Genomic DNA, 16,466 nt, shown 5'->3' on the forward strand with positions numbered 1-16,466 from the left:
TCCAAGGGCTCATAGATAGATGTTCTTAGTATTAGAGAGAGCCAGCGAGCCAGCTCTCAAAGAAAACTTAATTGTAGGGTTAAGCTTTAATCGCAGTTTCTAGCGCAATTTCAATCATGTTGTTGAAAGAAAGCTGACGCTCTTCTGCTGTGGTTTCTTCGCCAGTAATGCAGTGATCAGACACGGTCAAAATCGCCAGCGATTCAATGCCGAATTGGTGTGCCAAGCCGTACAAGCCCGCCACTTCCATATCCACACCAAGCACACCAAAGCGCTCTAGGGCTGGGATCATGTCTTCATCTGGATCGTAGTAAAGATCGCCAGTGAAGATGTTACCCACTTTGACATCAATGCCCTTCTCTTTCGCAGACATGTAAGCGTTGTGCAGCAGTTCAAACGTTGCAGACGTTGCCATGTGGTAGCCACTGCTGCGCTTAGCATTCGTCGGTGAATCGGTGCCTGCTGCTTGGGCTAGAATAACGTCACGCATGTGAACGTCTTTTTGCGTCGCACCGATACTACCGATTCGGATGATGCGTTTCACACCAAAGTCATTAATCAGCTCGTGACCGTAAAGCACCATTGATGGGATGCCCATGCCATGCCCCATGACTGAAATGCGCTGGCCTTTATAGTAACCGGTGTAACCCAGCATGTTACGAATGTCCGTAACCAACTTGGCATCATCTAGGTAGGTTTCAGCGATGTATTTCGCACGCAGCGGATCGCCCGGCATGATAACAGTTGAAGCAAAATCTTCTGCAGAACCTGCGATATGAGCAGTCATAATGTTTTCCTCGTTCGTTCTGATGGCGCAATCATAATGAGGAAAGTCGACAAAGTTTCAGGACAAAAGTCCGGTTTGAAAGTACGAGCTCTCATAACTGAGTAAACAGTAAATATTTGCACAGTTGTGTGAATAGTGCCTAGCCCATGTGACTGCATTTCGGCACTAACATCTGATGTCGATTTCAAATCAAAGGTAAGTAGAGTAACAGGAACAGGGAGCCGCTCACATGATTGCAAGAGATGCCTGTCATTCACGGGATTTTTGACATTGAAATCCATGTAATCGAAAGGATGCAGATTTAAGACATAAAAAAGCCCCTTTCGGGGCTTTAAATGTTAAGCAAAGTTGACTCCCTACAAATCTAGTTCGCTCATTTCAACAATGCCATCGATACTACGGGCATCAAGCGCTGAAATTATGTAGATAAGTCGTACAGGCTGCGCATCACCTGCGAACCTCAACGCTAATTTATTCTTCGAGGCGCGTTCTGCCTCTTCAATCACGACATATGTACTGTTAGCGATCACCAATTTCAGCCGGTTTCCTTCGTGTTGGATGACAACTTGGTCACGATCAAAGTCAGATAAGTCAATAAACGAAGCATGGCTGTTATCGTTGATGAACACTTGTTTGTAGCTACCAATAGCATCATTTATGTCGTAACCATTACTGCGGCCCGATGTCGAAAGAACAATAGCATCTGTCCCTTCGAGTTTGACCACTTCAATCAGCTCACCACGAGTAGGCTCCGAAATGAGTGACCAAGCATCGCCAGTTCTAAACACATCTTGGTAGCTTCCTAGCGAGATACTCCCTTGTTGATCATCGGATTGAATCAGCTCATTGGTTTCTGGTACGAAGAACAGTTCACGCACTACAGGGCCTTCCACCGAGCCAATCCAAATCGCTTGTCCTGATTTGCCGAGACGAATCTCTTTGCCCGTTGCGACCACAAGCCAGCGATCACTGTTTTTGCCTAGGTGAATCACGGCCCCCGTTTCAACACGTTCTGATAAAGTGTTTAGCATCCCCTCGTTCTCTATCAGCCAATGTTCACTGACTTCGACGAGCTTTGGCGGTTCATTCGCCGTCAACTCAAACACCAATCCGCTCTCTGTTTCCGCTCGATAACCGTCATGACTCACATAAACATCCGTCAAAGCCTCGCCAATCAAGTCAAACTCAACAGGCTCAGTCAGTTGTCCGTCGGCAATGAATCGGAAGTCCGTTGTAAAGTTATACATTTGTTCTAAAGAGAAAGAAGGCTGGGCATATAACTTGCCTGTCATTGGCTCAAACAACCAAACAGATTGGTCGTCTTTCTTGCCAACCAGTTTTAGTTGCTTATCGTTCCATTGGTTTGGTATTAAAACAAACTGCTCACTTGACGGCAGATACCACGCTTTTAGAGCTTTACCATCAAAATCTGACAATCCAAAAATCATAAGCTGATGTTTGGCGCCATTAAATTTGGTCACCAACGTATCTTGCCAGTTGTACTGATACTGATCCATCCATTGCTGGTTAATTGCGATCAGGCTTTTCGTACCTTCAGGCGTTAACACATGAATTTCGCCATTGTCACTCGCGATATAGACATGCTCGTGGGCAGTAACCTTGTCACCTTCTTTTAGAGTAACGTTTTTAATTCGTCCCTCTTTTTGAAGGTAAATAGATTGTTCTTTCTCACTATAGAAATACGCGACATCCTCATCGACAAGCAGCAGCTTGAGCTCTTCCATAGCAGGTAACGTGCTCACGACTGTTGCCTTTTCTTTACCAACAATGCTCCATACTGGCGTTTCACCTTCAACGGCAACTTCAACGGTATCAGCCAGTTGTGTTGGCATTTTCTCGTAAGCCGAAAGATCAAATGGTGCAAATTCGCTCGAGCTCATGGAATCCGAGATTAAGCGTCTGTGATCCGAATCGACTGGCGCAACAAGAGCTTGGTACAACCGCTCATTGCCATGAATGTCTGTCAGCATTAACCCGCCTTCCGTTAAACGGTACAGGTATTTAATTTGCGACTGATCAGGCATATGATACGTGGCAGCAACATGAACAACGTTCGCCTCCGTCCAAGCATTGAAGCTGACAGAGATAGAAGGCCTAGACGGCTGGAATAACGTGTAAAAGCCCGTCATCTCGCCAGGGGCAATATCAACTTTCCATAATAAGCCATACTGCTGATTAAACAGCCAAGCTTCATCACTGGTTGCCGTTAGCAATTGCGCTTGCTGCGAGAGTTCAACAGAAACATCACGGCTCACTATCACACGATCATTATTAATGTCGTAATAAGCGGTGCCGAGAGGTTCTCCGGCTTCTTCATAATTATTGATAACAACATAATCACCAAGGAGCTGATGCTTTTCAGCTAACGCTTCAAGGTGCTCAATCACATGAGAGCTGCTCTCTTCTTTTTGAGCGTCTGTCGCGATCAACGACAGTGTTAAGTCTTCCACTTGCCAGATTTCACCTTGGTCTGTAAACACTTCGACAACTGACTCGCTCAACGAGGAGATATCAAGGGTGACGGTGCCAATTTTCAACACTCCATTCGTCACTTCAGGTGTGGCTCCCTTAATAGCTCTCGCGTCAACCACCCACTTGACCGATACTGCAGAGTCTTCTGAAAGCACGAACTTCGCGTGTGGCTGTACAATCAATTCTTGTTTACCCGATTCAGCACTCAAATGGTAAGTCAGCTTTCTCAAACCAAGTTCTTTAATCTCTGGCGTGACAACAATACGCTCCATAGCCCCCAGCTTTACGGATACCGTGTGCGGAACGAACTGCTCTCGCATAGTGCGTATGACATATTCCGATGGGAAAACGTAAAAGTCGAAGTCGAAATCAAGATGCGTTTCAAGCGATCTTAATATACTGAATCCTTGGTCGTTCCTAGTGGTCGAGCCTGGTAGGATTTCATAGTCATAATCGATGTACGACTTGCCTGTTGCGGGCAGCACTAATGTGGAGCTGTGGGCATCGATACCAGAGTACGAGCCATAACCTAGGCGCTCTCTTAGCGGTAAAGCCTTAGACTTGTTTCTCAATGCTTTTGGTAGATCGCCCGCCCAAAAGAAGTAGTTCAACCAACCGGACCCGGTTTTACCATGCTTAGAAGAGTAAAGGGCTTGGCTACCAAGCTCTATTTGCCCGTTTGATAAATCAATTTGGTTAATGACCGCGCCAGGAATTGGCAACAAAACGTTCTTCTCGGCATCATAACGGTATCCACCTTCACGGTAAGCATGATCGACTTGATAGAAGTAGCGTCCTACTTGTTGCGCATCCATCGCAATATCACCAAAAGCTTCAGCCAACGCGGTAAAGCCAACCGCTAAACCACCGACGATAGCTCCAGCTTCTCCTAGTACTAAAGCAGTCGTAGAAGCTCCCGCAATACCAGCGCCCAAAGCGGCCCCGCCGATAGCAGTGCCGACCGCATTGAAACCAAGCTGAGTCCCGAAGATTGCTTGTTGTTGAGCATTTTGCGCATGGGCAAGTTCATAAGCGCTCAAACTGACATTCACAGCCCCAAATACCAATCCAACGCCTTGATTCGCAATACCTGATAGGCTGTTTACTGTAGCGTTAACAAGCTCAGCATCGGTAGCAGCGGCAACTTTAAATAAATTCACCATGTGCTGAGCATCCATCAGAAGGCCGTGGGAGATTTGTCCTGCCATGACGTAGCTGTGAATCTCCAGCGCTTTCTGTAAGGCACTGCTTTTCTCGCCCGAGATTTGGCTTCTTTTTTCGTTTTGAAACCAAGTGATAACCGACTGAACCGCAAAACCTGCATTCAAACCATCGAATCCTTGCACGTCTTCAAATTCAAAGGTTGGAACACGTTGGCCAGTGCGAAGATCAAAGCGAGCCTTAACGTTGGCATATTGCTCATGGAGATACTCACTCACTTGGACCAACTCTCGCCCTTGAATTTGTACCCTTTGTTCCATTGCCCCATCTGGTGAAACAAAAGTGATAGCGGAATATCCGGGAGATGACTCCTCGATGCTCCCTATCACTGGTAACCACTCTTCTGGCAATCGATACTGAGTTCTCGCACGTTCTACAGCGTTAGATAATAGGCTGGCATGCTCATAAGCTTTAACTTTGGTTAGATTCATTCTCAGAGCGAGATCCTGTTGTACTCTGCTCTCTGAGTTTTCTAAAACGATAATAGACTCATCATCGTCAATCGTCATGATCGATGCATCATCATCAATAGTGACAATGGAATCCTCGTCGCTCACAGTAACGATAGAATCTCCATCTCCCACCGGGCTAAGCGGCTCTGAAGAAGAGAGGTCGAAAACCTGCTGACTGGGTAAAATTTCTACTAGAGACATTTTGGATGTATCAATCGCTAACACATTGAATTCAGGGTTTGCCTTGGTCCCCATTGATAGATAGTACTCCGCCATCTCATGCATCACGAAATGTGCTTCTAACGCTTTTTTGAGAGATTTCAACGAAGAGAATTCAACAACAGCAAAGTTAGGATCGTAAAAGTAAAAGCGCTTCTGTCCCATATCATTGATCGCAGCAACACCAACTGAATGTGTACTCGTATTGACCGCCAGTGAGACCTGTCCTTGCTCAGAGAGCCCACGGTTTACGGCCGCTATAATGCCCGCAATATCGAGTTGGCCGATCATTTGGCTGCTTTCTCTCGCTTCATAATTCGAGTGCAGGTTTCGTAGTGCATCTAATAAGAAATGGCTTTCCGCATCATGTGGGTTTGCCGCACCGATAAACAGCTTGTCAGAAAAGTTTCGGATAGACTCTGTCCCCCTAGACATCGCAACAGACATCGCGCGCACCAGAGGGTAACAACGCCCACTACCATCACCCATCAGCGTCAGCACAAACCCTTGAGGTAGGCTCGCGACGACTCGGCCACCTAAACGAGACATTTCTCGATTAAACTTAGCGGTAAAATCTAAGTTCTTCGTGATGTTCTCTTTGGTAATCTGATTGCTGATTCGCCTGATTAGCGCTCCTTGCTGCCGAGCATCGAGATCATTAGATCCCAATAGCAATAGCTGCTTTTGCGTCAGAGTCATTGAATCGTCGTAATCAGGAAGCCAGATCGCTTCAAAATTATTGTACCCGTCTTCGTAAGCGGCTTTTTTACTGCCTGATAGATCTTTTATTGCTCTCTCTTTTACCAAGAAACGTTGGTGTATTTGGCCCTTATCAAAATTGCCAGTCCTTAGGCTGTTGTCTGTAACAATGAGCTGCCCTAGGCCATTTTCTGACTTTTGTTGTACGTTTAGCCACATCTGATCGACCTGCTCAGACAAGGTAATCAGTGATTTTGCGTTGTTGTCTAACTCCAACAAGCTGGCACGCAGTAACGATAGCTTCTTCATCGATTGTGCGTTATTTGAGTTACCGGGTAGTTTTAACTTGGCGAGCTCAGCAATTCTTTGTCTAGCAAGCGATTTTCTCTGCGCTGAGATCTTCTTATTCAGTTGAGTTCTCAGCTCATTCCACCGCTTTAAGCTTGAGTGCGTTTCTAACACTTTCGCTTCCATTGGGTCATAAGGTAGGTCTTCAATCTGAGCCGTAGACAAACCAAACCTTTTTGCCAGCTCAAGCACCTCTTTCTGCAAGCTTGTACGATTTTGCTCAAACAGTTGCGTTAAATTTTCACCGACTGGCATAAAAGGCACCGCCGTTGTGGAGCCCGTACGACGCACCTCTAAATCACTAAAACTATTGAATGACTGCTTCTGTACGACGCTTTGCCAACCTTTTTCATTAAAAACAAAGAAGGTGACATCGAGCCCTTTATCAAACTTGGTCACATCTCCAACGCGATACCCTGAACTTAGATCTCGCAATGCAACAACATCATCGTATAAAGCGTAGGCGTGCGGACGCTTGTCGAAGTAAATACGATAATGATCAGCGTCTTGATCGACCACCACAATCGTTCCTCCATTGTTGGAGGCCGCCACTAAAACCTGGCCGACTCTGGCAGACTTAGCGACATCGACAAACGAAGGCATATTGTCCATCAAAGGTTCGCCTATCACTCTTAACTTGTTACTGCGCGATATTTCCTTACTCTCAAAACCTAATTGGAATCCATCTGTACCGGACTGCATCATTGGCCTACCTTTGTGCGCTGAGTACTCGCCGATAAGTGGCGTAACGTCTAACGTATGCGCTTTGAGGAAACGTTGCGGATCGCGTATAAAATCTGAAGCCGCACTCGTTGAGTCCATTTGCTCAGACTTATAATCAAAAGCAGGATCAAGCAGAGGAATACGCGCAGGATCATAACCATGAGCACTGAGTGCCTCAGGTAACAAGATTGCTAGGCTCTCACCGCCAAATAGGTTTTCAAGAATCGCATCGGTCGCAACAACCGATCTTGCACCACCATGGCTAGAAAAAGCGAAACGAGAACTTTCTGAATAGTTTCGGCCCTTAGCGAGTGAAACCATTCCCAATGGAGTGTGTTCAACCCAAGCTTGTTCCGGGATACGTTGCGCTAAAAAGTCGATGACTCGTTGAGCATTATTGATGTCCGCACCTTCAAGATACAACACAGCTTGGTCCGTCAATGAGCCAAAATATGCCGGCCCCATAATTTTCGCCTGCCTGACAACATCTGCGACTTCACCAGAGTACAAATGGCCGAAAGCGCTGATCACTTGCGGTAAGTACTCTTTGGTAAAATTGAGGGTAATTCGAGAGGTAAAAAGAGACCGAGATTCTGGCTCAGAATAAAACGTTTCTGGAATAAAACGGGCAGAAGTCGCGCTGCTGATAAAGCTTAACTTGGAAACCTCTGAAATTGGGCGATCGCTAAATCCCTGAACGTTGATCGTTAGATCGGAAGAAGACGCATCGAGATGGTGCAACATTTGATAGACAATCTCACTCTCCTCCACATTCAGAGGCACCAAGACTGGAGGTTTCGTTGAAGAGTAAGCATCATAAAAGTCTTGATGTACGTTCGACTTCAACAATATGTATTGCTGGCGAGCCTTAACCGTCCAATGCCCTTCTTTACTCAACGTTGATTTGATATCCGATACCAGCCGTCTGTTTGCTGGACTGTTTAATATTGAATCTCGCGTCCTACGCATAGCGCTTAGGAAGGCGTTAAAACCGGCTTGATACTGCCTTTCTTCAAAAGTCGAGGACGAATAAACTGAGTTTGATATATGGATATCATTCCCTTCTTCGCTAGATAGCGAGTAAGGGCTGATGAAAGCCGAAGCCAATGCTGTCGTTAATAGTTTTTTTCTCATAATAATTAGTTTTATAAAATGCAACCGAGTTTATATAATTAACAAACTATTTGCGGCTATTCAATAAATTTAAGAAATACTCAAATATATTAGAAGTTTCAAATTAACAACGGCGCGCCAAGTAGTGATAGATAAAGTAAACATAAGAAAGAATATGAAGTATCGTGACAATTTAATTAGTAAAGCGGCAATACCAGTAATTGCCGCCTATATTTTTATTTAGATAGCATATCGTTAATGCTTTCAGGCATTTCAATAAGCCATTGGTTACCAAGTCTTTGAAGGATAATCACTTCATTAACCGTGATGAGCCGCCCTAACACCCAATCCTTTCTTTGAACATTAATATACTTCTTGTCGTCGAGTTCAAATTCATTGATGATGCGCAGGGATTCAAAGTTGAGGGTGTTTTTCCCACTCACCTTTTTCACTAGGCTCAAAAGTTTATTCATAAACTCATCATTAGACATTAACGCAATATCGAAAAGAGAGGCATCCTCACCAAAAGAGGTATTTTTCAGTGTGATAATATTTTCGTTGTTACTCTCAAGGCCATCGATAATGAGCGATTTAAGTTTCTCTATACCATTTGGATGATAAAAGCTGGCAGATTGGTCGAAACCCACTTTGCTTATAAAATCAAAATAGTGCTGAACAAACAGCGTAGAATTTGTTGGTAATTCGAGCTCTCCATCAACCACCACTCTTACGTCTTCTAGGAAAGAGAACTTTGTGCTGTACGGTGTAAAAGCAATTGCACCGTCGTCTAGCCAGTTTTTGTACACCCACGTTGATTCATCAAAGCAGTGTTCAGAGATACTTTCTAAAGGCGCTCTATCCCCTATTGTTGTGTTATGAATCTTCTCTCCCCGGCTATCCGTTTTGTAGGTGTATAACAAGACACCAGATTGACCATAGCCTTCACTTTTATCGATCTCACTAAATCTATTTTGAATACAAACTCTGTTGATATGGCTTAATGCCATAGGAAGCTCAGCAATAGACTCAGCGCGCTGCTCTAGATAGCCTTCGGAGAAATCATAAAAATCAAAAACAGGTGCTTGATATAAATTTGGCTGTTCTAAAACGGTAGGCATCCCTGTTTTTACTGAGGGAGTGATAGAGAACGTCTGGCTACAAACTGGGGATGATAAAATTAATGCTGCTAGGATACTGTATTTATTCATTTAATCCTCCTTTAAGGGAAGGTGGATTATCTTTTTTATCGTTCACCTTTCAAGGAATAAATCCTAAAATAGAATTGAATATATATAGTTGTGATTGTGCTCAAGAATAAGCATAGTATTTAAATATAAAACAATTTAAAGATATAAAAGACTATAACTAATGAAATAAATAGCTAACTTATGAGAAAATTCAGGTTCAACACAGGTATTATATCCTGATTAAAAACAAGGAAATAATTCCGGATATTGATATGAAAGATATTTAGAAGAGACGACTGGCAATTCACATCTATTAAGTCATAGACACTCTGCAACTACCTTATTTCTCCCTGTCAGCTTCGCTTTATATAGGCACTTATCTACTTTATCTAAAAAGTAACGAATACCCACATTAGCTTCTGATTGTTGGCTATACACACCAATAGAGCTCGTCAAAAAGTGTCTCTGCTCGTGACGGTCACACTGAATTGAAAGCTTAGCAATGGACTCTCTAACTTTCTCTGCACGTCTCACGCAGCGGTGATGCTCTGATCCGACAAGCACAATCAAAAACTCTTCTCCGCCCATTCGAAAAGCGATTTCGTCAACACCATTGAATTGCGAAGATAATAACACTCCAACCTTGGTGATGGCCTCATCGCCCTTTAGGTGGCCAAGCTCATCATTAAGTTGCTTGAAGTAGTCTAAATCAATAGAAACAAAGCTGACCGTTTGATTGCCTGCTTGTGCTTTGGAGAGGATATCTGGCGTCATGATGTTAAAGTATCGGCGATTATACAGACCCGATAGTTCATCAGTAATAGCAAGTTCTTGAAGCTTCTTATTGAGACATCGCAACTCTTTTTCTGCCACGAAACGACGATGCTTTTCTCTTACTAATTCAATCGATTGAGTCGAAACTTCAAAATACATTTTGAGAACCGTATCAGCGACTAAGCCGTTAATACCCTGTAAGGTATCAACTGCATTCACTTTGGCCATCTCTAAAGAATCGCTTGATTCCAACGCTTTCACTGCAACGCTCATTTTCTTGTCGTCACCGATGATATGGAATACGAGCCAACGAATTAAGAACTGCAGGATATGTTCAATCGATTCTTGCCAGTTAAGGTCTTTGGACTCAGATTGAATTTTAATGACTTCATCAACAAAAGAGGCATGACTCTTTTTATGTTCTTCATTCCAAACATCATCAGAAAAGTGTTCATTCCATACGCTTTCTTCATATGAGAAATGGTATTGTGCATAGTCTTTTAATTCACCAAACACGCCATCTACCTCGATTTGATCATCATAAATCAGCGTATTGGCTAATTTGTTCACCAATAAAAATAGATGGTAATGTTGTTCATCAATCTTTGTCATCCCTGTCTCAAAATTGTGATTCCAAGGGAAGATGATCAGTTCGTTATCGGACATTGCTGGGCATATATTAATACTATTTCTTTACTGGATAGTACCCCATGTTATTTTAACTTGATAGCCCTACCATATAATTTGACAGAAAGAGAAAATAAACTTGTTATAGTTATTAAATTAATGAGTTTCTTGTTAAAAAATAGCACCAATAAAGTGGTGCTATTTTTTAATTATTTGGTTAGCTTTCTCTGAATAATTACTTTAATTCAATCCACGCTTTGCGCTGAGCTTTGTCCATGTACGACCAAGCGATAAAGCGGCTGACTTTTTGTCCTTGGCTCATTTCCACGATTCGGATCGCTTTTACACCCAACTTTTCAAGCTGTTTGCGCATTGGGCGTACATTGTCTTTCTTTGAGATTAACGTGGTAAACCAAAGTACTTGTGCACTGAATGCTTGGCTTTCGTTCGCCATCTTACGGATAAACGCAGCTTCACCACCTTCACACCATAGCTCAGCATTTTGACCACCAAAGTTAAGCGCTGGTTTATTGGCTTTTACTTGCGGCGTTTTCGCTTGATTAGCTTGAACCTTCACGCCCTTCTTACGCTGATTCGCTTTTAAATTATCCAGCTTACGTTGACTGCCCATCGCGGCTTCTTCAGCTGAACGATGGAAAGGCGGGTTACAAGTCGTAATATCGTAGCGATCGTTTGGCTGGATAATACCTCGGTAAATATTGGACTCACTGGTTTGTTGTACGAGTTCGATCTTACCGTTTAACGAGGCATTACGCTCTGTGATTGCTCGAGCTGATTCAATCGATTTTGGATCAACATCGCTACCGGTGTAATGCCAACCGTATTGAGTCACACCTACGATTGGGTAAATACAGTTTGCTCCAACACCGACATCAAGCGCTCGCACTTTATGGTGGGCATATTTGCCTTTTACTTCACCATCAAGCAACTCGGCTGCACGATGAACGTAATCCGCGCGCCCAGGAATTGGCGGGCACAAGTAAGTATCAGGGATATCCCAATATTCAATATCATAGTGCGCCGCCAGCAATGCTTTATTGAGCATCTTGACGGCTTTTGGATCGGAGAAGTTGATTGAGTCTTCCCCTTTCGGATTCTTTATCACAAATGATTTGAGCTGAGGCTCTGCTGTGATTAGCTTTTTGAAATCGTAACGACCTCGATGTGCATTACGTTCATGCAATCCACTTTTAGCAATTTTGATCACTTCCACATCGCTGCTTTTGTTCGCGGCGTTAGTTTTCAGACCTGTGCTTTTTGCAGCTTTTGCTGTCGGTTTATTTTTCACACGCTTTGGTTTGATCTTGGTTGCATCTTTGCCCGGCTTAGACTTGGCCGTTTTTGGCTGAGCTTGTTTCGCGTTGTGATTATTGGTCTTCATTCGAATTCGCTTTTAAATCGAGGTAAATCATAAACAGACGAGCATCAAATTCAAGTTGGTGATACTCAGGTTCCATATAACAGCACAGTTGGTAAAAGGCTTTGTCGTGGTTTTTCTCACGCGTGTGTGCCAGCTCATGTACCACCAGCATGCGCAGTAACGCTTCAGGTGCATCTTTAAACACGTTCGCAATGCGAATCTCATTTTTCGATTTGAGCTTGCCACCATGGTTACGGCTGATCACGCTATGCAAACCAAGTGCATTGTTGACCGCGTGAATTTTCTTATCGTAGACCACTTTGCTAATTGGCGCGGCTTTCTTCATGTAGCGGTTTTTGATCGCTATTGCGTATTCGTAGAGTGCCTTTTCGCTTTTTATTTGGTGTCTATCTGGGTAGCGTTTTTCGAACCAAGACACCAGTTTACCACTGTCGATGAGTGAACTTACTTGCTCGACAATGTTCTGCGGATAACCTTGAATGTATCGAAGTGACGGATGCATGCGTATTAAGTCTGCTATGACAAAAGAAAGGCGCTAAATATACCTGAGATGAGCAAGAGTTTCATCTTAGGTTTCGAGCTTTCCTTTGTTGCGAAACCTCGCTAAACTTCGCCTCCCGACGATAATGGAGAGAAATTGAATGAAACGTGTCGTTCTTTACGTCAAAGACAAATGCCCGCACTGCAAAGATGCTCAACGTTATCTTGATTCGAAAAATATTAACTACCGCTTGTGCAATGCAAAAATGCAACGCGGACGCAAAGAGCTCGATGCTCTGGGGGCTCGTTCTGTACCTGTACTGAAGATTGGCGATCGAGTCATGATTGGCTGGAATCCAAAGAACTTTGAAAAAATGTACAGCAACTAAGTGACATATTAATCAATTTATTTGATCACTTAGTCACGTTATCTCTACCCTAAAGAGCTTCTCCAAAGAGAGGCTCTTTTTCTATCTGCCCGCCCTATTTCTTTGTCTGTCGCTCTTATTCAAACCACTACTCTGCAAAATTTCCGAATGTCGCATAATGGCAATTTTTACTTCCTTACACATTGTATTTTAACGCTCAAACGAACTGGTCTCAGTTTAATTCGCGCATAGCTTGCGTCGATGGAGAACTCTGACCATCTTTCTTCATCATTAGTGAGTGTTTATATGTCAGAGACAGCAGCAGAAAACCAAGTAAGCCAGACGCCGCAACCGGTTAATAAGGTCAAGCGCACAACCAATGCATTATTGGCACTCACTATGGTGTCCATTGGTACAGCGATAGTGGCAGATCGCATCATTCCGACAACCGATAATGTCCGTGTTGAAGGCAATGTCGTCTCATTGATCCCTCAAGTCTCTGGTCAAGTTGACAACATCAGCATTAAACCAAATACCGAAGTCAAAAAAGGCGATGTGCTGCTGCAAATCAATACCATCGATCACCAGATTGCGGTCAAGCAAGCGGAAGCAAAGCTCAAGATCGCAGGACAGAATGTTGGCTCGCAAATGGCAGGTGTAATGTCAGCACAAGCTCAATTGACCACTGCGCTCGTGGCACAAGAAAATGCTAAACGCCAAGGTCAACGAGTTTTAGCCATGGCAGAAAAAGGCGTGGTTTCAAAATCAGATGCAGATACAACTCGCGCAGCCATTGATAAAGCGAATGCCGATGTCGTTAACGCCAAAGCGAACCTAGAAAAAGCAAAAGCTCAGGTGGGAGCGGCAGGTGAAGAGAACGCTCAGATCCAATCGGCTTTACTAGAACTGCAACAAGCGCAACTGAACTTATCACGCACGACAATGCGAGCACCTTCTGATGGCGCTGTGACCAATTTTAATTTGTCGCAAGGTGCTTATGCCACGGCAGGTTCTCCCTTGATGACGTTTGTTGAAAGCGACGGTTTATGGCTTGAAGCCTTCTTCCGCGAAAACAGCATGGGCAACATTAACGCCGGAGATAAAGTTGAAGTTGCACTCGATTATGCTCCCGGACAAACCTTCTCTGGCACAGTATCTTCAGTAGATTTAGGGGTTGCATGGGGCGCGAATAATCAGCCAGGCACCTTAGCCACCGTGAAAAATCAAAATGGTTGGCTGCGCGATACACAACGTATGCCCGTGACCATTAAGCTCGATGATAAACATGCGGCTGACTTCATGCGCATCGGTGGACAAGCAGATGTGGTGATCTACACAGAGAGCAACGCTCTATTTAACTTTCTGGGTAAGGTTTGGATCAATCTAGTGAGCGTGTTCTCTTATGTTAGATAGTCTGACTCAAGCACAAGAACGTCGAATACTGCGCTATGTTGTCACCGTAGGTTTGGCTACTTTTATCGCGTTATGGTTTAACTGGCCTTTGGCATTTTGTACACCTCTGTTGACTGCAAAATTCATCGTCGATAAACCGCAGTTTCATATCCTGCATGTCAAACAACTTGGCTATGCGTTGATCTCCACCGCGGTCATTGGCTTTTTGGTATCGAGCGGCTTGCCAGAGTACAAAATTGCCTTTCTGACTGTCCTCTCGTTGGGCATGTTATGGAGCTATTACCTGTTTACCGATCCGAAATGGGTAATGTTTGCCACTTTCTTGATGATTGCTCTGATTTTGATTCCATCGGTTACCATCATCGACAAGCAAGCCGCGTTAGACGTAGGCATTGGTTTTGCGTTTTCTGGTATCGTCGCTGTAGCGCTTTACGGGGTGTCGCATATTTACTTCCCTGAAAAAGATGCGCCTGAGTTTGCTGGCTTCCCCCCTTCCCCCTTAAGCAAAGAAGCGCGTTGGAATGCTGCGATTCGAGCTTGGATGATGTCGTTTCCCTTGGTTTGTTTTTATTTCTATTTCCAACTGTCACAAATATTACTCACGGTTGCGTTTGTCATGCTGCTTTCTCTGATGGCAACCAGCGACAAAGCGGGCAAGACATCGTTGTTTTTTGTTATCAGTAATGTGTTAGGAGGACTACTCGCTTTCGCTGCCTTCGTTACCATTTCTCTGGTGCCAAATATGTACATCTACATGCTTGTGATATTGGTGGTTATTACGTTACTTGGGACCAAGATTTACACCGAGCCCGCCAAAGCCCCAGTCTACGCCACTGCATTTACGGGTTTTATGGTGTTAATGGGCACCTCCATGAGCAGCGGAGCGCTAGACGATAAGTTTTACGTTCGAATATGGCAGTTAGTGTTGGTCGTTGCCTACATGGTATTTGTCACCTATTTCTTCGAATCTCGCGACAAGAAGACCGCGTAGTCACATTAAGCTTGGGCTCTTTGTGGTGCTCAAGCTTTCATCACTATTGTCGCAAACTGGCAATGAATATTTCATCAAATTGGTAATCTCATACCTTCTATATTGTTATTCACTGAAGGATGGGAAATACGCCATGCTCGATTCACTCGCTCAAAAATTCATCCCGCCAAAGCCTTACCTTGTGCTAGGCAACCGCATGTTTTTGCTTTCTATCGTGCTGCTTATCATCAGTGCGTATTTTTATGATGTCGGAGAAGCTTTTGTGGCGGTGGAAGTGGGAATCATCCACTACCTATACAATCTCAAATTCAGTACGACAAAAGACACCCTGCTAGGTAGCCTTCATCCTTTGGTCATGACATTAGTTGCGGTACCACTTTCCATGGTGCCTATCACTTATGCGCCTTTTACTAGTGCGCTGTTTGCCTTCTTACTCGTCATAACAGAGCGCGATAAACACCACCAAGGAGTACCAAAGTACATTCTGCCGCTGACGTTTATGTTGTTATCGATGATGATGCCGGTAGATATCCCAGCCACAGAACTTATGCTTCAACGTTCAGTATCGGTTGTGCTTGGCATCACTGTGGCGATCATTGCTAGTACGCTGGTTTGGAAAAACGCCAACACCCAGAATGGCTCGATGAGTACCACACATAAAATTAGTCGTGTTGATCTCAAGTACTCCAGCCGCAAGGCGCTAGGGATTGGCTTGGTGCTGTCGTTAGGTATATGGGGTGGCACAGGAGCCGTTTTAGGTGCTTACCTATTTATGATGATCCACAGCCCGTTCAGCAAAGATTTAGCACCGAAAGCTTGGCAACGTTTGAACGGAACCTTGCTTGGCGCATTAGTTTATTTGCCTGTGGGGTTGCTATTGGGCTCGTTCAACTCCGACATGGCAATGACAATAACCATGTGGGTTTTGGTCATCGCTTCGCTTTACGGCATCCTTGTGTATCTCGAACACAACTACACCATTGCCACGGCTTGTATCATGCTGCTTATTCTTACTGTCTCAGTAGGTCCTTTTAATCCGGAAATGGCAGAATTGATCTTTTCGCAGCGAGTATTGTTCACCGTAATCGGTGGCGCTGCCATGGTGGCTCTTGGGGTATTGATACCACTTAATGAGAAAGAGATAACTGCATAAAAGGAAAAGCCTCCCA

General features: G+C 44.2%; 10 protein-coding genes. 4 read left to right on the forward strand and 6 right to left on the reverse strand.

Annotated features, from left to right (window positions below):
* Positions 1 to 79: 79 nt before the first annotated feature.
* The 6 genes from deoD to GXP65_RS08660 all read right to left on the reverse strand — a co-directional run bounded on the left by deoD (position 80) and on the right by GXP65_RS08660 (position 12,547).
* Positions 80 to 787 carry a purine-nucleoside phosphorylase gene (deoD, locus tag GXP65_RS08635; RefSeq protein WP_005439921.1) on the reverse strand — a complete coding sequence of 236 codons (708 nt, stop codon included), beginning with the start codon at positions 785 to 787 and terminating at the stop codon, positions 80 to 82.
* 356 nt (positions 788 to 1,143) lie between these two features.
* Positions 1,144 to 7,911: a TcdA/TcdB pore-forming domain-containing protein gene (locus tag GXP65_RS08640; protein WP_162092627.1), complete on the reverse strand. Its 6,768-nt coding sequence runs from the start codon at positions 7,909 to 7,911 to the stop codon at positions 1,144 to 1,146.
* A 380-nt stretch (positions 7,912 to 8,291) separates the two neighbouring features.
* Positions 8,292 to 9,263 (reverse strand): hypothetical protein, encoded by a 972-nt coding sequence (locus GXP65_RS08645; RefSeq protein ID WP_162092575.1) that lies wholly within the window; start codon positions 9,261 to 9,263, stop codon positions 8,292 to 8,294.
* A 297-nt stretch (positions 9,264 to 9,560) separates the two neighbouring features.
* Positions 9,561 to 10,682 carry a diguanylate cyclase gene (locus GXP65_RS08650; protein WP_162092576.1) on the reverse strand — a complete coding sequence of 374 codons (1,122 nt, stop codon included), beginning with the start codon at positions 10,680 to 10,682 and terminating at the stop codon, positions 9,561 to 9,563.
* Positions 10,683 to 10,878: 196 nt separating this feature from the next.
* Complete coding sequence (gene rlmF, locus GXP65_RS08655; protein ID WP_162092577.1) at positions 10,879 to 12,045, reverse strand: 23S rRNA (adenine(1618)-N(6))-methyltransferase RlmF; 1,167 nt, start codon at positions 12,043 to 12,045, stop codon at positions 10,879 to 10,881.
* The gene (locus GXP65_RS08660) at positions 12,032 to 12,547 is read right to left on the reverse strand and encodes a M48 family metallopeptidase (protein ID WP_045368921.1); all 516 of its coding nucleotides are present in this window, start codon (positions 12,545 to 12,547) and stop codon (positions 12,032 to 12,034) included. The genes rlmF and GXP65_RS08660 overlap by 14 nt, the downstream gene beginning before the upstream one ends.
* Before the next feature lie 139 nt (positions 12,548 to 12,686).
* Here GXP65_RS08660 and GXP65_RS08665 point away from each other — a divergent pair, with 139 nt between their 5' ends.
* The 4 genes from GXP65_RS08665 (at position 12,687) to GXP65_RS08680 (ending at position 16,450) form a co-directional block, all read left to right on the forward strand.
* The gene (locus tag GXP65_RS08665) at positions 12,687 to 12,914 is read left to right on the forward strand and encodes a glutaredoxin family protein (protein ID WP_005439862.1); all 228 of its coding nucleotides are present in this window, start codon (positions 12,687 to 12,689) and stop codon (positions 12,912 to 12,914) included.
* Between the two features lie 285 nt (positions 12,915 to 13,199).
* On the forward strand, positions 13,200 to 14,306 hold the full coding sequence (locus GXP65_RS08670) for an HlyD family secretion protein (protein ID WP_162092578.1): 1,107 nt from the start codon (positions 13,200 to 13,202) through the stop codon (positions 14,304 to 14,306).
* Positions 14,296 to 15,297, forward strand: a complete 1,002-nt coding sequence (locus GXP65_RS08675) for a DUF2955 domain-containing protein (protein WP_162092579.1) — start codon at positions 14,296 to 14,298, stop codon at positions 15,295 to 15,297. The genes GXP65_RS08670 and GXP65_RS08675 overlap by 11 nt, the downstream gene beginning before the upstream one ends.
* A 133-nt stretch (positions 15,298 to 15,430) precedes the next feature.
* Positions 15,431 to 16,450, forward strand: coding sequence for an FUSC family protein (locus GXP65_RS08680; RefSeq protein WP_162092580.1), 1,020 nt, complete (start codon positions 15,431 to 15,433; stop codon positions 16,448 to 16,450).
* Positions 16,451 to 16,466: the final 16 nt, after the last annotated feature.

The sequence above is a fragment of the Vibrio sp. LB10LO1 genome (assembly GCF_010092875.1).
GTDB lineage: Bacteria > Pseudomonadota > Gammaproteobacteria > Enterobacterales > Vibrionaceae > Vibrio > Vibrio campbellii.